The sequence below is a fragment of the Sinorhizobium alkalisoli genome (genome assembly GCF_008932245.1).
GTDB classification, from domain to species: Bacteria; Pseudomonadota; Alphaproteobacteria; order Rhizobiales; family Rhizobiaceae; genus Sinorhizobium; species Sinorhizobium alkalisoli.
The window spans coordinates 2,687,811-2,710,207 of sequence record NZ_CP034909.1 but is presented as its reverse complement, the minus strand read 5'-3'; the positions used below and the strand labels follow the sequence as shown (position 1 = coordinate 2,710,207).

General features: G+C 63.1%; 19 protein-coding genes. 13 read left to right on the top strand and 6 right to left on the bottom strand.

What is annotated here, in order from left to right; genetic code table 11:
- The first annotated feature begins 332 nt into the window (after positions 1-332).
- The 4 genes from EKH55_RS13185 to EKH55_RS13170 all read left to right on the top strand — a co-directional run bounded on the left by EKH55_RS13185 (position 333) and on the right by EKH55_RS13170 (position 6,521).
- Positions 333-1,490, top strand: a complete 1,158-nt coding sequence (locus EKH55_RS13185; protein ID WP_069459176.1) for an efflux RND transporter periplasmic adaptor subunit — start codon at positions 333-335, stop codon at positions 1,488-1,490.
- Positions 1,487-4,663, top strand: coding sequence for an efflux RND transporter permease subunit (locus tag EKH55_RS13180; RefSeq protein WP_151611584.1), 3,177 nt, complete (start codon positions 1,487-1,489; stop codon positions 4,661-4,663). Before EKH55_RS13185 ends, EKH55_RS13180 begins: the two co-directional genes overlap by 4 nt.
- A gap of 130 nt (positions 4,664-4,793) precedes the next feature.
- A complete protein-coding gene (locus EKH55_RS13175; protein ID WP_069459178.1) occupies positions 4,794-5,627 on the top strand; it encodes an MBL fold metallo-hydrolase in 834 nt (277 codons plus the stop codon).
- Between the two features lie 147 nt (positions 5,628-5,774).
- Positions 5,775-6,521 carry a YebC/PmpR family DNA-binding transcriptional regulator gene (locus tag EKH55_RS13170; RefSeq protein WP_069459179.1) on the top strand — a complete coding sequence of 249 codons (747 nt, stop codon included), beginning with the start codon at positions 5,775-5,777 and terminating at the stop codon, positions 6,519-6,521.
- A 61-nt stretch (positions 6,522-6,582) separates the two neighbouring features.
- Here EKH55_RS13170 and EKH55_RS13165 read toward each other — a convergent pair whose 3' ends face one another.
- On the bottom strand, positions 6,583-7,293 hold the full coding sequence (locus tag EKH55_RS13165) for a GntR family transcriptional regulator (protein WP_083265348.1): 711 nt from the start codon (positions 7,291-7,293) through the stop codon (positions 6,583-6,585).
- A 198-nt stretch (positions 7,294-7,491) separates the two neighbouring features.
- Here EKH55_RS13165 and EKH55_RS13160 point away from each other — a divergent pair, with 198 nt between their 5' ends.
- From EKH55_RS13160 to EKH55_RS13145, 4 genes are all read left to right on the top strand, one after another.
- A complete protein-coding gene (locus tag EKH55_RS13160) occupies positions 7,492-8,502 on the top strand; it encodes a sialic acid TRAP transporter substrate-binding protein SiaP (protein WP_069459180.1) in 1,011 nt (336 codons plus the stop codon).
- A 223-nt stretch (positions 8,503-8,725) separates the two neighbouring features.
- Entirely contained in the window at positions 8,726-9,232 is a 507-nt protein-coding gene (locus EKH55_RS13155; protein ID WP_069459181.1) for a TRAP transporter small permease, read from the top strand.
- On the top strand, positions 9,229-10,524 hold the full coding sequence (locus EKH55_RS13150) for a TRAP transporter large permease (protein WP_069459182.1): 1,296 nt from the start codon (positions 9,229-9,231) through the stop codon (positions 10,522-10,524). The genes EKH55_RS13155 and EKH55_RS13150 overlap by 4 nt, the downstream gene beginning before the upstream one ends.
- 21 nt (positions 10,525-10,545) lie before the next feature.
- On the top strand, positions 10,546-11,490 hold the full coding sequence (locus tag EKH55_RS13145; RefSeq protein WP_207544028.1) for a dihydrodipicolinate synthase family protein: 945 nt from the start codon (positions 10,546-10,548) through the stop codon (positions 11,488-11,490).
- Here EKH55_RS13145 and EKH55_RS13140 read toward each other — a convergent pair.
- Positions 11,487-12,485 (bottom strand): LLM class flavin-dependent oxidoreductase, encoded by a 999-nt coding sequence (locus tag EKH55_RS13140; RefSeq protein ID WP_151611583.1) that lies wholly within the window; start codon positions 12,483-12,485, stop codon positions 11,487-11,489. The two genes, EKH55_RS13145 and EKH55_RS13140, sit on opposite strands and share 4 nt — an antisense overlap.
- A 169-nt stretch (positions 12,486-12,654) precedes the next feature.
- Here EKH55_RS13140 and ruvC point away from each other — a divergent pair, with 169 nt between their 5' ends.
- From ruvC to EKH55_RS13120, 4 genes are all read left to right on the top strand, one after another.
- Positions 12,655-13,167 carry a crossover junction endodeoxyribonuclease RuvC gene (gene ruvC, locus EKH55_RS13135; RefSeq protein WP_069459184.1) on the top strand — a complete coding sequence of 171 codons (513 nt, stop codon included), beginning with the start codon at positions 12,655-12,657 and terminating at the stop codon, positions 13,165-13,167.
- A 50-nt stretch (positions 13,168-13,217) separates the two neighbouring features.
- Complete coding sequence (gene ruvA, locus EKH55_RS13130; protein WP_069459185.1) at positions 13,218-13,835, top strand: Holliday junction branch migration protein RuvA; 618 nt, start codon at positions 13,218-13,220, stop codon at positions 13,833-13,835.
- A 143-nt stretch (positions 13,836-13,978) separates the two neighbouring features.
- Positions 13,979-15,019 (top strand): Holliday junction branch migration DNA helicase RuvB, encoded by a 1,041-nt coding sequence (ruvB, locus tag EKH55_RS13125; RefSeq protein WP_069459186.1) that lies wholly within the window; start codon positions 13,979-13,981, stop codon positions 15,017-15,019.
- A 1-nt stretch (position 15,020) separates the two neighbouring features.
- Entirely contained in the window at positions 15,021-15,923 is a 903-nt protein-coding gene (locus EKH55_RS13120) for a metallophosphoesterase (RefSeq protein ID WP_069459187.1), read from the top strand.
- A 118-nt stretch (positions 15,924-16,041) separates the two neighbouring features.
- On the opposite strand, the gene EKH55_RS13115 is transcribed toward EKH55_RS13120, so the two are convergent.
- Genes EKH55_RS13115 through EKH55_RS13105 form a run of 3 tightly spaced genes read right to left on the bottom strand, consistent with a single transcriptional unit; the run spans position 16,042 to position 19,027 of the window.
- Positions 16,042-16,938 carry an NAD-dependent epimerase/dehydratase family protein gene (locus EKH55_RS13115; protein WP_069459188.1) on the bottom strand — a complete coding sequence of 299 codons (897 nt, stop codon included), beginning with the start codon at positions 16,936-16,938 and terminating at the stop codon, positions 16,042-16,044.
- Positions 16,935-17,807: a glycosyltransferase gene (locus EKH55_RS13110; protein ID WP_069459189.1), complete on the bottom strand. Its 873-nt coding sequence runs from the start codon at positions 17,805-17,807 to the stop codon at positions 16,935-16,937. Before EKH55_RS13110 ends, EKH55_RS13115 begins: the two co-directional genes overlap by 4 nt.
- A complete protein-coding gene (locus EKH55_RS13105; RefSeq protein WP_069459190.1) occupies positions 17,807-19,027 on the bottom strand; it encodes an NAD-dependent epimerase/dehydratase family protein in 1,221 nt (406 codons plus the stop codon). The genes EKH55_RS13110 and EKH55_RS13105 overlap by 1 nt, the downstream gene beginning before the upstream one ends.
- Before the next feature lie 126 nt (positions 19,028-19,153).
- Between EKH55_RS13105 and ybgC the strand changes: the two genes are divergently transcribed.
- Positions 19,154-19,609 (top strand): tol-pal system-associated acyl-CoA thioesterase, encoded by a 456-nt coding sequence (ybgC, locus tag EKH55_RS13100; protein ID WP_069459191.1) that lies wholly within the window; start codon positions 19,154-19,156, stop codon positions 19,607-19,609.
- A gap of 15 nt (positions 19,610-19,624) precedes the next feature.
- Here the strand turns inward: ybgC and ligD are convergent, their stop codons facing one another.
- On the bottom strand, positions 19,625-22,216 hold the full coding sequence (ligD, locus tag EKH55_RS13095; protein ID WP_069459192.1) for a DNA ligase D: 2,592 nt from the start codon (positions 22,214-22,216) through the stop codon (positions 19,625-19,627).
- Between the last annotated feature and the right edge of the window lie 181 nt (positions 22,217-22,397).

Here is a 22,397-nt window from a genome sequence, read left to right as displayed (position 1 = left end):
TCCGGTTGATATTCAACTGTTTCGCGTGGCCCCTCCCGTCGGACAGGCGCTTGGCAACTGCGCGCCGTCTCCTGTCGGTTGGCTTTTTCCAAGTGACAGTCATTGCGAATAGTGGCAGGTTAGCTCCCAAAATCAGAGCCGTTCAGAGCGGCCGCTGTTCGCAAGTTTCCATGTAGATCGAAAAGCCAGGGCCGAGAGCGGTTTGAAGCCGCAGGCAGTTGTACGGTTGCTCTGGTACCGCCGGTGGTGAATGCCACGGGTCCGAAATGTCGCCACGGCAACCGATTTAACCCCGCCGGGCGACTTGATGGTCAAGTGTCTGGAGAGCGGTCATGTTGCGAAAATGGCGCCTGCCGGCGATCGTCGGCCTTTCCATCTCCTTTCTCATCGCGGGATCCGCAGGCGCGCAAGATGCGCAACTGCCGACGGTGACGGTCGCCAAGCCCGTGGTGCGCGACGTCATCGACGCGGACGAGTTCATCGGCCGCTTCGAGGCGGTCGACGAGGTTTCGGTCCGCTCTCGCGTCGGCGGCTATCTCGATCGGGTTTTCTTCACCGACGGTGCGATGGTGAAGCAGGGCGACAAGCTCTTCATGATCGACCAGCGCCCGTTCACCATGGCGCTTTCGCAGGCGGAGGCGACGCTCACCTCGGCGGAGTCGACGCTCGCCTACGCCGAAGCCCAGTTCAAACGGACGGAATCGCTTGCCGGCACCGGCACGCTCTCTGTCTCCAAGCTTGACGATGACCGCCGCGCGCTGCTCGCTGCGCAGGCCAATGTCCGCGGAGCACAGGCCGCAGTGGATCGGGCCCGGCTCGATCTGGAATATACGACGATCACCGCGCCCATCACCGGCCGCGTCGACCGGCGGCTGCTTTCGCCGGGCAATCTCGTTCAGGCGGATCAGACGGTGCTGACGACCATAGTCTCGCTCGATCCGATCGATTTTTATTTCGACGTCGACGAGCGCCGGGTGCTGGCCTATGCCCGCACCGCCCGCGAGCGGGGCAGTGCGCTGCAGGAGGGGGCCGGATCGCTCTCGGTCCTGGTGACGATCGCAGACGCCAACGAGGCGCCCTTCGAAGGCAACCTCGACTTCTCGGAAAACCGGGTGGACAACCAGACGGGCACTATGCGCCTGCGCGCGCGGTTCTCCAACCCGAGTCTCATTCTCCAGCCGGGCCTGTTCGGACGCGTGGAGGTCGAGGGTTCCGACACCTATCAGGCGATCCTCATCCCGGATGAAGCGATCGCCGCCGACCAGAACGAAAGGGTCGTCTATGTCGTCGGCGAGGACGGTAGCGTCACCACAAAGCCGGTGCGCCTTGGTCCGCGGCTGCACGGCTACCGCGTCATCCGCAGCGGCATGACGGGTAACGAAACGATCGTGGTCAACGGGCTCATGCGGGTGCGCCCCGGGGTCAAGGTGAAGCCGGAGCTCATCGAGCTGCCGCAGGAGTCGGCGCAATCGGCGGAGGCTCAGCAATGAGATTAGCGCACTTCTTCGTCGACCGGCCGATCTTCGCCTCGGTGCTGTCGATTGTGCTTCTGATCGTCGGCGGCATCGCGTATTTCCAGCTTCCGGTCGCACAATATCCGGAAATCGCACCGCCCACCATCGTCGTCAGGGCCTCCTATCCCGGGGCGGATGCTGAGACCGTCGCCAATACGGTCGCGACACCGCTCGAGCAGCAGATCAACGGCGTCGAGGACATGCTCTACATGTCGTCCTATTCGACGGCGGACGGCTCGATGGCGCTGACGATCACCTTCAAGCTCGGCGCGGATCTCGATCAGGCGCAGGTGCTGGTGCAGAACCGCGTCGCCATTGCCGAACCGCGATTGCCCGAGGACGTGCGGCGCATCGGCGTCACCACCTCAAAGAGCTCGCCGGACCTGATGATGGTGGTCCACCTGCTGTCGCCGAACGACCGCTACGACCAGCTCTATGTCTCCAACTACGCGCGCACGCGCATTCGCGACTTGCTAGTGCGGCTGGACGGGGTGGGCGACGTCACGCTCTTCGGTGAGCGCGAATATGCACTGCGCGTCTGGCTCGACCCGCAGAAGCTCTCGGCCTACGGCATGACCGCAGGCGATGTCGTCGAGGCGCTGCGCCAGCAGAACGTGCAGGTCTCGGGCGGCGCGATCGGCGGCCCGCCGATGTCGGGCGACGCCGCCTTCCAATATACGGTGACGACGGACGGCCGCTTCAGCGACGCCCGCCAGTTCCGCTATGTGATCGTCAAGGCGACGGAGGACGGCAGGCTGGTGCAGTTGCAGGACGTTGCACGCGTCGAACTCGGCGCGCGCGAATACGTCACCAACAGCTACCTGAACGGCAGCCCCGCCGTCGCACTCGGGATCTTCTCGCGTCCAGGCACCAATGCGCTGGCCGCGGCGGACGCGATTCAGGCGACGATGGCGGATCTTTCACGGGACTTTCCAGAGGGACTGGAATACCGGATCATCTACAACCCGACGGAGTTCATCTCGGAATCGATCGACGAGGTCTACAAGACAATCGGCGAGGCGGTGGTTCTCGTCGCCTTGGTGGTTGTCGTCTTCCTCCAGTCCTGGCGCACGGCGATCATTCCGATCGTCGCCATTCCCGTTTCGCTGATCGGCACCTTCGCCGTGCTTTTCGCCTTCGGCTTTTCGCTGAACATGCTGACGCTTTTCGGCCTGGTGCTGGCAATCGGCATCGTGGTCGACGATGCGATCGTCGTGGTCGAGAATGTCGAGCGGAATCTCGCGCGGGGCATGACGCCGCGCGAGGCAGCCCATGTTACGATGGACGAGGTGGGTGCGGCCGTCATCGCGATCTCGCTGGTACTAACCGCGGTCTTCGTGCCGACCGCCTTCATCCCCGGCATTTCCGGCCAGTTCTACCTGCAGTTCGCCGTCACGATCGCTGTTGCGACCGTGATCTCGGCGTTCAATTCGCTGACCTTGTCGCCGGCGCTTGCGGCCATTCTCCTGCGCCCCCATGACGATCAGGCGCAGGAAAGCCGCAATCCGCTGAGCCGCTTCGGTCGAAGGCTCGCCGATGGCTTCAATACCGGTTTCGACCGTATGGCGGACGGCTATGCCTGGGTGGTGCGCCGGCTGGTCGGGACAGGGCTCGCGATTGCCGCTGTGCTCTTGGTCTTCGTCGGCCTGCTCGGCGCCACCTGGTACATGGCGCAGGTCGTGCCGCGCGGATTCATCCCGACGATGGACCAAGGCTATGCCATCGTCGTCATCCAGCTCCCCGAGGGTGCCTCGCTCGAGCGAACCGACGCCGTTGTCCAGCGTGCGTCGGCGATGATACGGGACGTGCCGGGCGTCAGGGACGCAGTGGCCTTTGCCGGCTTCAATGGATCGACCTTCACGAACGCCAGCAATTCCGGCGTGATCTTCACGCCGTTCGAAAGCTTTGAGGAGCGGCTCGAACATGGGCAAAGTGCCGACCGGGTCATCGGCCAGATCTTCGGCGCGATGCAAAGCGTACAGGAGGCCTTCATCATCGCCGTGCCGCCGCCGTCCGTGCGCGGCATCGGCAATTCCGGCGGCTTCAAAATGCAGATCATGGACCGCCAGAACGCCGACATGCGGCGCGCACTGGCTCTTGCCTATCAGATGATGGGGGCCGCCAGCCAGACCGAGGGCCTGACAGGCGTCTTCACCACCTTCTCCGCCTCGAGCCCGCAATTCTTCCTGGCGATCGACCGTGACAAGGCGCGGGCGCTGAACGTGCCGATTCCCAACATCTTCGAAACGCTGTCGATCAATCTGGGCGCATCCTATGTGAACGATTTCAACGCCTTCGGCCGGGTCTACCAGGTCCGTGCCCAGGCCGATCAGCAATACCGCATGGAGCGGGACGACATCCTGGCACTCAAGGTGCGCTCCGCCTCCGGCGCGCTGGTTCCGCTCGGAACACTGGTCGAGATCCGCGACACAAGCGGGCCCGCTCTCGTCCAGCGCTACAACATGTATGTATCCGTGCCGGTCCAGGGCAACCCGGCGCCGGGTGTCTCGACCGGTGCCGCGCTCGACAAGATGGAGGCGCTTGCAGCTGAGATCCTGCCGCAGGGCACGACCTTCGAATGGACCGAGCTTGCCTTCCAGGAGCGACAGACCGGCAACACGGCCGTCTTCATCTTCGCGCTCTCGGTGATTTTCGTCTTTCTGGCGCTCGCGGCGCAATATGAGAGCTGGGTCCTGCCGCTGGCGATCATCCTGATCGTGCCGCTCGCTGTTCTCGCCGCTCTCGTCGGAGTCTCGCTTCGTGGCATGGACAATAATGTGCTGACGCAGATCGGCCTCATCGTGCTTATCGGCCTTGCCGCCAAGAACGCAATCCTCATCGTCGAATTCGCGCGCCAGGGCGAGGAGGAGGGTCTCACGCCGATCGAGGCGGCGATCGAGGCGAGCCGGCTGAGATTGCGCCCGATCCTGATGACGGCCTTTGCATTCATTCTCGGCGTCGTGCCGCTGGTGATCGCGACCGGGCCCGGCGCGGAGATGCGCCAGTCGCTCGGAACCGCGGTCTTTTCCGGCATGCTCGGCGTCACCTTCCTCGGCCTGTTCCTGACGCCGGTCTTTTATGTGGCGCTGCGGTCGATGCGCAGGAAGCGCGCGCCCTCGGCGGCGCCGGCGCCGGCACCTGGGGAATGAAGCCGGCGTTCCAGCTTGGTAGGACGCAACCGCAATGACGCAATTGTGAGCGGCCGGCGGCCTCCAGGCGCTGGACGCCGCAAGCGCCTTGAACGATCCTGCGTTGCGCTGAAGACGTGTGAGGTGAAGGATGCTGCTGCGATACTTTGCCTATGTTCTCGCCGCCATATGGCTCGTCCATGTTTTCTGGTCCGAGCGGGCCGCTGCGCAAGAATCGCAGGCGCCCGTCAGCCAGTGCCAGGCAATCGCGCAGGCGACACCGGCGGCGATCTTCGTCGGCTTTGCGGCGCCGCCGGCCATTCCCGCCGCGGCGACGGAGGGGGAGGTGAGCATCACCTTTCTCGGCCACTCGACCTTCCTCATCGAAACGCCTGGCGGCATCTCGATCGCCACCGACTATAACGGCTGGTTCCGTACGGCATTGCCGCCGACGGTCGTGACGATGAACAGGGCCCATTCGAGCCACTACACGCTGACGCCGGATCCGGCGATCCCCCATGTGCTGCACGGCTGGGGCGAAAACGGCGAGCCGGCCGATCACGACCTCGTCGTCGGCGACGCCTATATCCGCAACGTCCCGACCGACATTCGCTCCGGCTTCGGCGGCATGGAGCCGAACGGCAATTCGATCTTCATCTTCGAGGTGGCCGGCCTCTGCATCGGCCATCTCGGACACCTGCATTACGAACTCGACGATAGCCATTATCGCGCGATCGGCCGGCTCGATGTGCTGATGGTGCCGGTCGATGGCGGCTTGACCATGGGCGCGGAAAGCATGAGCCGGGTCGTCACCCGGCTGCGGTCGGCCTTGATCCTGCCGATGCACCGGAGGCCGTTGGTCAACGATTTCCTGGCGATGTTCGGCGACGATTACGACAAGAGCTATGCCGCCGGAGACAGCGTGAGGGTCTCCCTGCGCTCGCTTCCCAAGAAGCCGCTGATCTATGTCCTGCAGGGGGTATGACCTTTCCTTCTTGCAGAACGCAGCGAAGATCCCGGAAAGATCGCGCCATTTTGCTTCCTGAAAAGACGGCACCACCTGCTGGACGGGACGTGGCAATGAAACTATAAGGCGCCCATTCCAACGAAATTATTGCATGCAGAGGGTGCCATGGCTGGCCATTCACAGTTCAAGAACATCATGCACCGCAAGGGCCGTCAGGATGCGGTGCGCTCGAAAATGTTTTCCAAGCTGGCGCGCGAAATCACCGTCGCCGCGAAGACCGGCCTGCCCGACCCGGGCATGAACCCGCGCCTCAGGCTGGCGATCCAGAACGCCAAGGCGCAGTCGATGCCGAAGGACAACATCGAGCGTGCGATCAAGAAGGCTGCCGGCGGCGATGCGGAGAACTACGAGGAAGTCCGCTACGAAGGCTACGGACCGGGCGGCGTCGCAGTCATCGTCGAAGCGCTGACCGACAACCGCAACCGCACCGCCTCCAATGTCCGCTCTATCTTCACCAAGGCCGGCGGCGCACTCGGCGAAACCGGTTCGGTCTCCTTCTCCTTCGACCGGGTCGGCGAGATCACCTACAAGCTCGACGCCGGCGACGCCGACGCCGTGATGGAAGCCGCGATCGAAGCCGGCGCCGACGATGTCACCACGGACGAGGACGGCCACACCGTCATTTGCGGTTTCGAGGATATCGGCGAGGTCTCGAAGGCGCTTGAAGGCGCGCTCGGCGAAGCCGAAACTGTCAAGGCGATCTGGAAGCCGCAGAATACCGTGCCGGTAGACGAGGAAAAGGCACAGTCGCTGATGAAGCTGATCGACAACCTCGAAGACGATGACGACGTCCAGAATGTCTATTCGAACTTCGAAGTCTCCGACGAGGTGCTGGAGAAGCTTTCGGCCTGATCCCCCGATCTGCGGCATGAACGGACCCCGCATTGCCGTCGCAATGCGGGTCTTTTGCTTTTCAGAGGCTGCCTCCGAGGGCAAGCGTCAGCGAATTGTCGATGTGCTTCTTCAGGGCCGCAATCGCGTCGGTCTCCCTGCCGTCCCGCATGGCTTCGAGAAACGCCAGATGTTCCCCGATCACGCGTAAGGCGTTGGAAGGCGTCACCCGGATGCGCGACTGCACCGCCATGCGTATCTTGATCGCCGTCACCCGGTAGACATTATCGATCAGGGCATTCCCCATCATGCCGACCAGCCGGGCATGCATGGCCCAGTCCAGCCTCTGCAACCGGCTCGACAGGTCGGGGTCGGCCGCGCAATCTAGGCTCGTGCGCGCCTCCTGATGCGCCGCAATCCAGGCGTCGATCTCTTCGGCCTGCAGGAATTTGAGCGCGTGGGGCACCGCGCTCATCTCGATCATCGCACGCAACTGATAGGCATCGCGCACGAAGGCGATGTCGAGGCTCGGCACCATCAGGCCGCGCTTGGGAAGCGTCTGGAGCAGGCCTTCGGCCTCGAGGCGCGGGATCGTCTCGCGAACGGCACCGAGGGTCGCCCCCGTCTTCTCGACGAGTTCGCGCTGCGAAACCACCTGCCCGGGTTTGAGAACGCCTTCGTTCAGCAGGTCTTCGATGCGATCATAGGCCGCCTGACGCAAGGGCGCGTGGCCGGGAGGCCGTTGTCCGCCCTGCTGATTGAGATCGTCAGCGTGAAGCACTGCGTCGCTCATCGTTTCACCGGTTCGATGTCGACATACTACTGACATGTTAGTCACTTGTCATCCGCGAAATTATGGTTATCCTATGAGCTCGTTCCGGCCGCGGGAGGAGAGGCGGCTCGAGACCGTACAAAACGAATGCCGGCTTCTCGGCCCTCGGGTGCCGCCGGCAGAGGTCAGGGGACCCGACGTTTCGAATGGGAGGAAAATATGAAGACGAAATTCACGCGCCGTTCCGTGCTTGCCATGTCGGCGGCGGCCGCCGCCTTGCCGTTGATCTCGCGGACGGTTCTTGCCGCGGACAAGCCGGTCCTCCGGCTCTCGACACCTGCATCCGATACCGATCAGCGCTCCGTCGCGCTGATGGAGAAATTCGCGCCGGGCATTGCCGATTTCGCTACCTTCGAGCCGCACTGGAACGCGACGCTGTTCAAGCAGGGCACCGAACTCGAGGCGATTGCCCGCGGCAATCTGGAGATGGCGATCACCTCGGCACAGGAACTCGCCGTGTTCCTGCCGGAATTCTCAATCTTTTCGGCCGGCTACGTGCACAAGGACGCGGCGCATCAGGTTAAGGTCTTCAACGACCCGCTGATGGATCCGCTGAAGCAAAAGGTCGAGGACGAGCTCGGCGTCAAACTGCTGACGGTCATGTATCTCGGTCGTCGCCAGCTCAATCTGCGCAAGTCCAAGGACGAACTCACCGTGACGACGCCCGCGGATCTCAAGGGCGTGACCCTGCGCATGCCCGGGACCGATGCCTGGCAGTTCCTCGGAAAGGCGCTCGGCGCCAATCCGGTGCCGATGGCCTTCACCGAAATCTATACAGGACTCCAGACGGGCGCGATCGACGGGCAGGACAATCCGCTGCCGACGGTGGTGGACGCGAAGTTCTACGAAGTCACCAAACAGATTTGCATGACCTCGCATCTGGTCGACCTCAATTACCTGGCGATTTCCAAGAAAACATTCGACGGCTTCTCCGAGGAGCAGCAAGCGGCGCTGCAAAAGGCCGCCGACGACGCCGCGGAATTCGGCCGCCAGAACCAGCTCAAGAAGGAAGACGAACTCGTCGCCTTCCTGAAGGAGAAGGGGCTCGAGATTTACGAGCCGGATATCGCGGCCTTCCGGGACCACGTGCAGAAGATGTTCCTCGAGAGCGAATTCGCCGCCGCATGGCCTGACGGCATGCTGGACAAGATCAACGCGCTCGCGGGCTGACGGGATCGGCGCCGCATCCGGCGTGTATTGCGGGTGCGGCGGCCGCTCTATCTGCTGAATCTGCCGCATTCGTGCGGTGTCCGGTGAATCCGCCCGACTACAGCGCCGCGCGTCTTGCCAGACGCGTAAGGGCCGCTGGAGCACTTTGAAATTCCGCATGTCTTTGCCTTCAGATCGATGTCGATTTGAGGAGAGATGCAGTAACAAATGCTTGGGAGATCCAATGACCGGCCTTTTCAAGGGATTGCGAAAAGGGGCGGAAGCCGTCGGCGCGCTGATGATGCTGGCCCTTTTTGCCACCTTCCTGCTGCAGATACTCTCCCGCTACGTCATGGACCAGGCTTTCGGCTGGACGCTGGAGCTCTGCCTGATCCTGTGGGTGTGGATCGTGTTCTTCGGCTGCGCCTTCTTCGTGCGCAACGAGGACCACATAACCTTCGATCTCCTCTACCGTTCGGCTTCGCGCGGACCGCGGCGTGCCATGGCCGCGATCTCGGCTTTGGCGATCGTCGCGGGCCTCGCCTGGTCGCTGTTGCCCACCTGGGACTGGATCGATTTCCTCCGCATCAAGAGAAGCCCGACCCTGCGTGTGCCCATGCGTGACGTGTATGTCATCTATGCCGTGTTTCTCGTCGCCGTCATCGCTGCCTATGCGTGGAGGCTTTTCCGGATATTGAAGGAAGGGGTCGCAGGCGATGATGCGCCCGAACATGACGAGGTCCGGTCGTGAGCGTTGCCCTTTCCCTCTGCCTCCTCGTCATTCTCGTGCTTGCCGCCATCGGCACACCCGTCGCCTATTCCATCCTGGTCGGCTCCATCGTCTATCTTACGGTGAAGGGCCAGGACGTGGCGATCGCCGGCGAACAGATGGCCTCCGGCCTCTACGACAGTTTCGTCCTGCTCGCGGTGCCGCTTTTCATTGTAGCCGCCAACATCATGAATGCAGGGACGATCTCCGAGCGGCTCCTGAAGTTCTGCGTGGCGACCGTCGGGCGGTTTCGCGGCGGGCTCGGTCATGTGAACGTCGTCTCGTCGATCATCTTCTCCGGCATGTCGGGGTCGGCGGTCGCCGATGCGGCGGGTGTCGGGCGCATCGTCACCGAGATGATGAGGAAGAGCGGTCACTATTCGCGCGGCTATGCAGCAGCGCTGACGGCGGCCTCCGCCACCATCGGCCCGATCATTCCCCCGTCGATCCCGATGGTTCTTTATGCGCTCGTATCCAACACGTCCGTCGGTTACCTCTTCCTCGGCGGCGTTACGCCCGGGCTCACGATGGGCGCAGTGCTGATGGGCATGAACATCCTCTACGCACACCGGCGCGGCATCGCTGCCGACGAAACGGTGCCCTTGCGCGAAGTTCCGCGCCTCACCCTCCAGGCCTTCCCGGTTCTTTTGATGCCGGCGATCCTGCTTTATGGCATCTATGGCGGTATCGCCACGCCCACGGAAGCTGCGGCGATAGCCGCCGCCTATGCGCTGCTGTTGGCGACCGTGTTCTACCGTTCGCTGACGCTGAAGGCCTTCTACGAGGTGCTCGTGGACAGCGCCCGCCCGTCCGCCTCCGTGGGGCTGGTGATCGGCGGCGCCCTGGTGCTGAACTATATCGTGGCGTCGGAGAATATCGGCACGACGATCGCCCAGTCGCTCGCCGGCATCAACGTGTCGCCGCTTGCCTTCATGCTCGGCATCAATCTGCTGCTGCTTGCCCTCGGCTGCGTGCTCGACGCCTCGACCATCATCCTCGTCATCATTCCGCTGTTCATTCCCACCTGCCGGGAACTCGGCATCGACCTCGTCTATTTCGGCGTGGTCGCGGTGGTGAACACGATGATCGGGCTCGTCACGCCGCCCTACGGAATCCTGCTTTTCGTCATCAATGCGACGACAAGAATTCCGCTTGCCGAGATCATCCGCGAAATCTGGGCTTTCGTCGCGGCGCTCATCCTCGCGCTCATCATGATGATCCTGTTTCCCGACATTATTCTCTGGCTGCCTCGCCTTCTGGGCTATGCCGGCTGAGCCACACCCATGGAGTCTCAAGTGAGCAAACGCATCGCCGGAATCATTCCCGTCATGATCACGCCTTTCGGCCCTGACGGAAAAATTGATTGGGGCGGCTATGAGGCCTTGATCGAGTGGTACATCGCCAATGGTTCGGAGGCGCTTTTCGCGGTCTGCCAGTCCTCCGAAATGCGGTTTCTGTCGCTCGAAGAGCGCGTGGATCTCTCACGCTTCACCGTCGAAAAGGTTGCCGGCCGCATTCCGGTGGTGTCCTCCGGGCACATTTCCGAAAGCCTCGATGATCAGATCACCGAGCTTATGGCCATTGCCGATACCGGCGCGGATGCGGTGATCCTCGTGTCGAACCGGCTGGCCCCGGAGACGGCCGGTGCGGCGGAGGTGCGCGCGTCGTTCGATGCGTTGCTCGCAGCCCTGCCGAAGGACGTGCCGCTCGGCCTCTATGAATGTCCGGCGCCCTATCGCCGGCTTCTCACCGATGATGAGATCGATTTCTGCGCGCAGTCGGGCCGCTTCATCCTGCTGAAGGATGTCTCCTGCGATCTCGATACCGTCAAGCGCAGGGCGACAATCGCCGAAAATACGCCATTCCTCATCTGTAACGCCAATGCCGCGATCGCCTATGCGGCCATGCAGGTGACCGGCGCCGGCTTCTGCGGAGTGATGAACAATTTCCACCCGGATCTGTACCGCTGGCTGCAGGATCATGGGGCGGAATATCCCGAGCTCGCCGACGAACTCGCGGTTTTCCTGGTACTTTCGGCGCAGACGGAACCGATGGGTTATCCGAAGCTCGCAAAGCTTTACCACAAGCGGCTCGGCACCTTTGCCGATACGTCCAGCCGCGCCGTGCCCTATGACCTCCACGAGAGATACTGGGCGCTCGAGGCCGTCATCGACCGGATCGTCCAGGGAACGGACATGTTCCGCGCCAGGATCGGAGCTGCAAGCAGCGCCGCCGTTTAACTGGCGGCAAGGCTCCGCTTCACCTCGGCGAAGAGCCTCAGCGAGCGAAGCCGCGCATCCATGTCGAAGATCGGCATGGAGATGATCAGTTCGTCGGCCTTGGTGAGATCGAGGAAGGATGCGATCTTCCGGCGGACGGTCTCGGGACCGCCGACCGCCGCATAGGCCATGGCGTGATCCACGAAGGTCTTCTCATCCGGGCTCCACAGGCCATCCATCGACTTCACCGGAGGCGGAAAGCGGCCGCGGGCGTTGCGGCGGAGCGCTGCGAAGGACTGCTGCATCGAGGTGAAGAGATAGTTTGCCTCCTCATCCGTGTCGGCAGCGACGCCCATGATGCCGACCATCACATGCGGCCGGTCGAGCTCGGGCGAGGGCGTGAAGCGTTCGCGATAGATCTCGAGCGCGGAGAGCAGCATGTCCGGGGCGAAATGCGAGGCGAAGGCGAAGGGAAGCCCCAGCATGCCGGCAAGATGGGCACTGAAATGGCTGGAGCCCAGCAGCCAGACCGGCACGTTGGAATCGGCACCGGGCACGGCGATGACCTTCTGGTCCTCGGCGACCGGACCGAGCAGTGCCCGAAGCTCGACGACATCGTTGGGGAAATTGCTGGCGCTCGCCTCCATGTTGCGCCGCAATGCCTGCGCGGTACGCATGTCCGTGCCCGGCGCGCGGCCAAGGCCGAGATCGATGCGGCCGGGAAAAAGCGCTGCCAGGGTGCCGAACTGTTCGGCGATCACCAACGGTGAATGGTTGGGCAGCATGATGCCGCCCGATCCGACTCGGATCGTCCGCGTCGCCGATGCGACATGCGCAATGACGAGCGACGTTGCCGCGCTGGCAATGCCCTTCATGCCGTGATGCTCGGCCAGCCAAAAGCGCTTGTACCCGTTCTCTTCGGCCGCGATTGCCAGCTGGCGGGAGTTCTCGAGCGATTGCGCGACGCTGCCGCCTTCGGTGATCGGCGACAGGTCGAGGATGGAGAAGGGGGCCATGGCAATGCCTTTTCTTCAAAAGAATTCGAGCGATGGCAATGTAGGTTCAAGTTTCCTCAATCCAAGGTTCGTCCGACCGCTTTCGCCCATGTCCCGCTCTTTCTGTGTGATGTTTTTGTTTTGTTCACTTTTCGCTGGCAGCGTCTCATCGACCGACATAGGGTGAGGCATGCAGACTACGATTCGCATTATCGGCATCGATCCGGGCCTGAGGCGCACCGGCTGGGGCATAATCGAGACGCTGGGCAACTCGCTGCGCTTCGTCGCTTCCGGCACGGTGACGTCGGACGGCGACAAAGACCTCGCGTCCCGCCTCTGTGAGCTGCATGACGGGCTCGCCGATGTGGTGCACGGCTTCCAGCCGCACGAAGCAGCAGTCGAGCAGACCTTTGTCAACAAGGATGCGACCGCGACCCTGAAGCTCGGCCAGGCGCGCGGCATCGCCATGCTGGTTCCCGCGCGGGCGGGCCTGCGCGTCGCCGAATACGCGCCGAACGCCGTCAAGAAGGCGGTGATCGGCGTGGGCCATGGCGAGAAGCAGCAGATCCACATGATGCTGAAGGTGCTGATGCCGAAGGCCGAGTTCAAGGGCAACGACGCTGCCGACGCGCTTGCCATCGCGATCTGCCACGCCCATAACCGCCAGGCTATCACCAGCCGTCTGGCGGCGCTTGCGGGGTAATGGCTGGGGCCCAGATGGAAGTAACGGCGTAATAGGACAACGAGAGCCATATGATCGGTAAACTCAAGGGCACCATCGACGAGATCGGCGAGGATTACGTCGTGCTCGATGTGCATGGCGTCGGCTATGTCGCCCATTGTTCGGCGCGCACGCTTTCGAAGCTCGGATCGGCGGGGGAGGCGGCGGCGCTCTTCATCGAGACCTATGTGCGCGAGGACCAATTGAGGCTTTTCGGTTTCCTGACGGCGCTCGAGCGCGAATGGTTCCGCCTGCTGCAAACGGTCCAGGGAGTGGGATCGAAGGTGGCGCTGGCGCTGCTTTCGACACTGACGCCAAGCGAACTTGCCAATGCCGTCGCGCTGCAGGACAAGACTTCGGTTGCGCGCGCCCCCGGCGTCGGTCCGAAGGTAGCCGTGCGCATCGTGACCGAGCTCAAGAACAAGGCGCCCGCCTTTGCCGGCGAGATGTCGGCCTCGATCGGCTTCAAGCAGGAGCTCGGCGAGGGGGGCGCCTCGGCACCGGTCGCGGATGCGGTCTCCGCGCTGACCAATCTCGGCTATTCGCGCGACCAGGCGGCAAATGCCGTTGCCGCGGCCCTGAAGAATGGCGGGGAAGGCGGCGACAGTGCCAAGCTGATCCGGCTCGGCTTGAAGGAGCTGGCGCGATGAGCCTTTGTGCGGCCGCAATCGCATCGGAATGAGGCTCGCGGGCGTGATCGGACTGGATCGGCGGCCGCGCTCGCACTATGGTTGAAAGCTGCCCCGCGCCGTCGGATGGCCCAGGCGACCCAGCCCGCAGATGGAAGTTTGAAATGAATGAAGCCGCACGCCTGATAGCGCCGGAAAAGCGAGGTGAAGATGTTGACGCGACTTTGCGTCCGCAGTCCCTCGACGAGTTCACCGGCCAGGCCGAGGCTCGCGCCAACCTCAAGATCTTCATCGAGGCGGCGCGCAATCGCGGCGAGGCGCTCGATCACGTTCTCTTCGTCGGTCCCCCCGGTCTCGGCAAGACGACGTTGGCGCAGATTATGGCGAAGGAACTGGGCGTCAATTTCCGCTCGACCTCCGGTCCGGTGATCGCAAAGGCCGGCGATCTCGCGGCACTTCTCACAAATCTCGAGGAGCGCGACGTGCTCTTCATCGACGAGATTCATCGCCTGAATCCGGCGGTGGAGGAAATTCTCTATCCGGCAATGGAGGATTTCCAGCTCGATCTCATCATAGGGGAAGGGCCGGCGGCGCGTTCGGTGAAGATCGACCTCTCCAAGTTCACCCTCGTCGCTGCGACGACTCGCCTCGGGCTCCTGACGACGCCCTTGCGCGACCGCTTCGGCATTCCCGTGCGGCTCAATTTCTATACCGTCGACGAGCTGGAATCGATCGTCAGGCGCGGCGCGCGGCTTATGGGCCTCGGCATGACCGACGAAGGCGCGCGCGAAATCGCCCGACGAGCGCGCGGCACGCCGCGCATTGCCGGGCGCCTTCTGCGGCGCGTGCGCGATTTCGCCGAGGTCGCCCGCGCCGACGCCGTGACGCGCGAGCTTGCCGACGAGGCCCTGACGCGCCTGCTGGTCGACAATGTGGGTCTCGACCAGCTCGACCGCCGCTATCTGGCGATGATCGCCCAGAATTTCGGTGGCGGGCCGGTCGGCATCGATACAATCGCAGCCGGGCTTTCCGAGCCGCGCGACGCAATCGAAGATATCATCGAGCCCTATCTCATCCAGCAGGGCTTCATCCAGCGCAGCCCGCGTGGCCGCGTTCTGACGGCAAATGCCTGGAAGCATCTCGGCCTCAATCCGCCCAAGGATGTAGAGGCGGCCCAATTCCGGCTGACACTCGAGGACGACTGAGATGATCAACCGCCGCGGCTTCATGAAATTGGTCGGCGGCGGGTTCACAAGTTTCGCTACGCTTGGCGGCTATGCCTTGGCCGTCGAGCCGCTCGGGCGGCTCTCGATCGCCCGCTACCAGATGACTCCGCCCGGCTGGACGCCGGGCCTCAAGCTGCGTCTTGTCGCACTCGCCGATCTGCATGCCTGCGAACCCTGGATGTCGGCCGAGCGCATCGTCTCGATCTGCAAGCGCGCCAACAGCCTCCGCGGCGATGTCACCTTGCTTCTCGGTGACTATGCCTCGGGCATGAATTTTGTCACGCGTCGCGTTCCTGCGAGCGAGTGGTCGACTGCGCTCTCGACGCTCAAAGCGCCGCTCGGCGTGCATGCGGTGATGGGCAATCACGACTGGTGGGAAGACCGGACCGCCCAGAAGAACGGCGGCGGCGACACTTTCGCGCATCGGGCGCTGACACGCGTCGGTATCGAGGTCCACAGCAATCGCGCCATCCGCCTGGAGAAGGACGGCTTCAGCTTCTGGCTGGCGGGGCTCGAAGACCAACTCGCGCTTCGCCCGGGCAAGATCTGGAAACGGCGGCGCATGATCGGCCTCGACGATCTCGGCGGGACTCTTGCGCAGGTCACTGATAAGGCGCCGGTGATCCTGCTGGCGCACGAACCCGACATCTTTCCAGACGTGCCGTCGCGCGTCTCGCTGACGCTCTCCGGGCACACCCATGGCGGTCAGGTGCGGCTTGCCGGCTATTCACCGGTCGTACCGTCCCGTTTCGGCGACCGCTATGCCTATGGCCATATCGTAGAGCATGATCGCAATCTGATCGTCTCGGGCGGTCTCGGCTGCTCCATCGCCCCGATCCGCTTTGGCGTGCCGCCGGAGATCGTTGTGGTCGACCTTGGGTGACCGCAGACCGTCTTCATCCCTGTCGGGCACCTTCTCCCTGCAAGCGGAGAGAAGGGCCTCGCAGTTTGCGGCGAGGCGAGGGAAATTCGTCGGCGGCTGACACGCTTGCCAGTTTCTTCTATAGGAGATCCCGCGCCAGTCCCCCAATGGTGACCGCCAGTCGTTCCTGCCCGCCCGGGGTCCACCCAAGGGTGCGCAGTCTGTCCGTGGTCATAACCTTGACACCGTTCGGATCGGCTGCCGGCGGCAACGGATGGGGACAGCCTGTCGCTGCTTGAAAGATTGCCAGAATTTCGCGGGTGTCCGTCAGGACGTCGGAAACATTGAAGACCTTGCCGGAGATTTTCGCCGGATCCGCTTCCAGCATCTGGCGCACGGCCCGGGCGACGTCGTCGCCATGGACTTCGGTGCCGATACGGGGCGGCACGGACGCGCCGGCGAGATAATCGGCGAAAAGGCTGCTCCATTTGTGGCGTCGGACGGATCCGGCCTGGCCATAGACGCCGGTCACGCGCAGGCTCGCGGTCACGAAAGCCGGGCCTGCAAGCGATTCGAGCACGTTCTCGGCGGCGAGTTTCACCTCGCCGTAGAGCGTGTCCGGTTCGGGCGTCGTCGACTCGTCGAGGATGGGTGAGGCGGTTTTGCCATAGACGGCGCGGCTGGAAAGAAAGACTGAGCGACGGACGCCGGCACTGCGCGCCTCCTCGAAGAGACGAATCGAGCCGTCGAGATTGGCGCGGCGGAACCCCTCCGGGTCTCCGCCTTCGCCGCCGCGATACCTGCCCTCGACATGCTCGAAGGCCGCGTGGACGAAATAACAGACATCGTCGAAGGCGGCGATCTGGTCGCGGTCCGGATCGAGGTAGAGCGGCAAATAGGCGACCGGCCGGGAGAAGAAGCTTGCTGCTGGCCGCGATCGGCAGGCCACCGTCACCTTGTAACCGCTTGCAAGCAGATGCTCGACGATGAAGCGGCCGACATAACCGGTGCCGCCGGAGACGAGGACGCGGCTCACGATGCGGTTCCGGCACGTGGGGGATTTTGAAGCGCTGCAGCGTCGGGAATGCTCTCGCCGGTGAGGTAGGCTTGCCAGAGCTCGATCAGTGGGCGCAGGCTGTCTGCGCGCGGATGGTCCTTTTCCCACGGCTTTTCGTACTGATAGTGAAGGATGGCGATCGAACGCCAATCCCAAAGTCCGGGCAGGTTGAACCAGACATATTGCAGCATGTTCATCGTAACTGGCAATCCATGCCAGTCGGGGAAGTAGTCTTGCAGGAAGGTCTGGTCCGTACGCGGCCAGAAGGCGCCCGGCGCATCGAGGGCCGTCAGCATGCTTTTGAATGTCGCAAGCGAGGGCTCGGCGACGAAGACACCGGAATTCAGCCGATGGAAATCCGCAAGGTTCTCATAGACATTCGGCGCTGCCGAAAACTCCGGATAGAGAAACAGCTTGTCGATATTGCGCAGAACGAGCGCGTCGGCGTCGATGAAGACGCAGCACTCGTATTCGGTGAGCTGCCAAAGCCGCAGCTTGCAGAAATTGTCGAGTGGCGAGTGGAAGGCGGGCTTCCGGCCTTTCGTGAACGGCGCCTTCTCGTGCACATTTCGGCGCGCATGGCGCGCGTTGAATTCGTCGGAAAGCGGCAGGAGTTCCGTTTCGATCAGCCGGCAGCCGAATTTCCGGAGCGGCAAGAGCGCGGAAATGTCCACTCCGCCCGTATGCAGCACCACGATGTCTGCCGTCGTTTCCGTGCGGCGGATTGAGCGGGCGAGCGCGCGCGCGCCGAGTGCATAATCGGCATTGGTGACGAGCGTCACGAAGGCACGGGCTGCAGAGGGCGGTGAGGAGGGGCGGAGCCCCTCCGAAGCGGTCGTCTGTGCCATCACGAAACGGATTTCAGCCGCGTGCCCTCCGGATCGTGATTGATCAGCGGAGCGATGTCCCTGGTCCAGGCGGCGACGGCCGGCACGCGCGAGCGATCGACGCGATAGGCGAATTTCTTCGCGACGTCGACGATCTCAGAAAGCAGCCCATCCGCAAGGCGGATCGGGTCGAGCCCGAGCTCCAGGAACTTCTCATTGTGCACGACGAGGTCGTTCTCCGCCGCTTCCTTACGCGGGTTCGGCAGCCAGGCGATTTTGGAGCCGGTCATTTTGGCGATCATCTCGGCAAGGTCGCGCACGCGATGCGTCTCAGTCATCTGATTGAATATCTCGACGCGGCTGCCGCCGGCCGGCGGGTTCGACAGTGCGAGTTCGATGCAGCGAACGGAATCCTGAATATGGATGAAGGCGCGGGTCTGGCCGCCGGTGCCGTGCACCGTCAGCGGATAACCGATCGCCGCCTGGATCAGGAAGCGGTTCAGGACCGTCCCATAGTCGCCGTCATAGTCGAAGCGGTTGATGAGCTGCGGATGGCGCCGGGTTTGTTCCGTATGTGTGCCCCAGACGATGCCCTGGTGCAGGTCGGTGATCCTGAGCCCGTCATTCTTCGCATAGAACTGGAAGAGCAACTGATCGAGGCACTTAGTCATGTGATAGATCGAACCGGGATTGGGCGGATAAAGGATCTCCTGGCTCACCGTCTCGCCGCCCATCGTCTCGATCCCGACCGGCAGATAGCCTTCGGGAATGGCCGCGCCGACGGTGGAATAGCCGTAGACGCCCATCGTGCCGAGATGCACGAGATGTGCATCGAGGTCGATCTCCACCAGAGCGTTCAAGAGGTTGTGGGTAGCGTTGACGTTGTTGTTGACCGTGTAATTCTTGTGCCGGTCGCTTTTCATCGAGTAGGGTGCCGCCCGCTGCTCGGCAAAGTGGACGATCGCGTCGGGACGATGTTCCTGCAGCCACTTCTTGAGGAGCTCGTAGTCGCGGGCGAGGTCGATCAGGTTGAAGTGTATGCGCCGACCGGTCTCCGCATGCCAGATGCGCGTGCGTTCCTGGATGGAATCCATCGGGGTCAAGGATTGCACGCCGAGTTCGGTGTCTATCCAGCGGCGGGAGAGATTGTCGAGGATATGGATGTCGTGGCCCGCATCGGACAGATGGAGCGCGGTGGGCCAGCCGACGAAACCGTCACCGCCGAGGATTGCAATCTTCATGCACGATTCTCCTGATCGGGAGGAAGGGACGGATCATCAGATAGGACAGGATTGTGACAAAGCGACAAATACTTGCAAATGCCTTTTCGATCCTGCACAGGAAACCAAATCCTCCCGGAGAATGCCATGTCACTGATTTCGCTTGCCGGCGAGTTGACCGAAACCGGCCATCGACTGATCCAGCGGGTCTATTATGAGGACACCGATTTTTCCGGAGTCGTCTATCATGCCCGCTATCTCCATTTCATGGAACGGGCCCGAACGGATTATCTCAGGCTGCTTGGGGTCGAACAGGCGACCCTCGCGATCGAAGGCGACGCGGAGGGGCTTGTCTTCGTCGTCCATCGGATGGAAATCGATTTCAAGGCGCCGGCCCGCATGGATGACGTGCTGACGATCGAAACCGCAACGGAAAAGGCCGGCGGCGCCAAGATGGTGCTGCAGCAGCAGATCCGGCGCGGCGATGCGCTGCTGATTGCGGCAAAGGTCATTATCGCGGTGATCAACGGTCAGGGCAGGCCGCGCCGGCTGCCGGAGGCGCTGGCTGCGAAATTTCTGGCTGCGCAGACCGCCGCGGCCTAAACCGCACGGTCGATCTCAGCCCGCGACCGAGTCCAGGAGCTTTTTCGTCAGCGACTGCCTTGCCTTGCCGAACTCGCGCCAGGGATCCGTGCTGCTTTCGATCCGCTGAAGAATGTCGGCCATCTGGAAGGCGTTGGCGGCGCCGAGGGCTTCGAGTTCGTCCCAGCCGACGGGCGTGGCAATGGGCCCGCCTTCGCGGGCGCGGGTGGAATAGGGGGCTATCGCCGTGGCCCCGCGTTCGTTCCGCAGCCAATCGATGAAGATCCGGCCCTTGCGCTTGGCCTTCGACATGGTGGCCACGAATCGATCGGGATCGCGATCCGCGAAACCTTGCGCGACAGTCTTGGCGAAGCGCTTCACCTCTTCCCAGGGGGCGCGGCGGACGAGCGGCGCGACCACATGCACGCCCTTGCCGCCGGTCACGAGGGCGAAAGACGTCAGGCCGATCCGGCCGAGTTCGTCGCGCAGCGCTTTGGCCGCGTACTTCACCGTGGCGAAGCCGACGCTCGGATCGGGGTCGAGGTCGAAGACCAGGCGGTCCGGCTGTTCCAGCTTGTCGATGGTTGAACCCCAGATGTGAAATTCGAGCGTTCCCATCTGAACGGCGGCGACCAACCCGTTGGCATTGTCCAGATACATATAGTTCTTGGTCTCGCCGGATGCTTCCTCGATCGGAACTTCCCGTATCTCGTTCGGAAAGCCGTCGCTCGCATGTTTCTGGTAGAAGCACTTTCTCTGCCGACCTTGCGGGCAGCGCACCAGCGAGAGGGGATGGCCGGCTGCAAGCGGCAGCATCCGCTCGGCGACCACCGCATAGTAGCGGGCAAGGTCGATCTTTCTGATGCCTTGGCCCTGAAAAAGGATTCGGTCGGGATTGGAGATGCGGATGCCGAGCACCTCGTCCTCTCCCTTCGCTATGGGCCTGGAGCTCTTCGCCGCCGGGGATTTGCGTAGGCGCGTCTTGGCCTTGGCGGTTGCGGCATTCGGCGTTTCCAGTTTCACGGCCTTGGCCTCCTTGTCTTCGCGCAATCCCTCGAACGAGCCGTGGCGGATATGGCCGTCATCGGTGAACTCGGCGAAATCGACCTCCGCCACCAGGTCGGGCTTCAGCCATAAGCCATCGCGGCTTCGCTCCCGCGGCACCGCATCGAAGGGCGACGTTTGGCGTTTGCGCCTGGCGAAAAGCGCTGCGAGCTCATCGAGCGTCTTGCCCGTGAAGCCGGTGCCGACGCCGCCGCGATAGACGAGCTTGCCGCCTTCGAAGGTGCCGACCAGGAGCGAAGCGAAGGGCCGGCCTTTTTTCGATGAAGGCGTATAGCCGCCGATGACAAACTCCTGGCGTTTCGTGCATTTGACTTTCAGCCAACTCCGGCTTCGGCCGCTGCGATAGGGAGCGTTCGCCTCCTTGGCGATGATGCCTTCCTGTCCGGCCCTGCACATGGCGGCAAGCACATGCGCGCTGCTGCCACGCACATGCTCGCTGTACTGGATGGTCGCCGTCACGCCAAGCGTGTCGAGCAGCGCTTTAAGCTTCGCCTTTCTTTCGACGAGCGGCTGGCGACTGAGGTCCTTGCCGTCGAGCTCGAGCAGGTCGAACGCATAGAGGCGGGTGCTGGCACCGGTCTTGAGCGCCTTCTGAAGGGCGGAGAAACTGGAACCTTCTTGCGATAGCGCCACCACCTCGCCGTCGATCAGCGCCGACTTGCAATCGAGTTCGGCAAGGGCGGCGGCAATCGCGGGGAACTTTTTGGTCCAGTCGAGGCCGTTGCGCGTGTAGCAGCGCGCTCCATCACCGCCGACCGTGCAAACCAGCCGATAGCCATCGAACTTCACCTCGCTTAGCCAATCGTCTCCGGCGGGTGCCTTTGTCACCAGCGTCGCAAGCTGAGGTGGCCGGAAGTCGGGCGCCTTCGCGAAGGAGCGCGACCGCCACTTCTGCCGGTCGCCGCTCTCGGCTATTGCACCGGCCTCGAGATTGGCAGCCGTGCTCCTCGAATGCCAGACGCGTGCCTTCCCTTCGCCCTTGCCGGAGGCAATCTCTTCCATCGTGCGCCCGGTGCGGATGCTCGTCACCTGGTCCTCGACGAGTGCATCGCCGTCCTCCGAGGCGATTTCGTCGCTGTGTTTCACGAGGAGCCAGTTTTCACGTTTCTCGCCTCCCTGCGGCCGCATGCGGACGAGTGCCCAGCCCCCCTTCATGCGGCTTCCATGCAGGCGGAAGGAGAGCTTGCCCTTCTTCAGCCCCTCGGCCGGGTCGCCTTCCGGTTCCCACCAGCCCGTGTCCCAAAGCATGACCGTGCCGCCGCCATATTCACCTTCGGGGATCGTGCCCTCGAAATCGCCATAGGCGAGCGGATGATCCTCCGTCCGTACGGCAAGGCGCTTGTCCTCCGGGTTGAGGCTCGGCCCGCGAATGACGGCCCAGCTCTTCAGCACCCCCTCCCACTCGAGGCGGAAGTCGTAATGCAGCCGAGTCGCGGCGTGCTTCTGGACGAGAAAGCGCTTCCGGCTCTGGCGCCCTTGCGCGACGATACCCTTGGGTTCGCGCGTCCTGGCGAAGTCGCGGCGCCGATTGTATTCGGAAAGCGGTTCACTGCGCGCCGCCATGGATCTCTCCTCACGCCGATTGCTGCCGGCTGCGGCCGGAGGACGAGGATTGCGCCTTGGTCTTCTTGCCCTCGCTGCCCTCCGTCCGCTTGGCGCTGAAGAGCTGGCGAAGCTGGCCTTTCCACATTGCGCACGCTGCCGTCGCCCACACCTCATCCGTTGCGGCGGCCGGCCTGCGGCA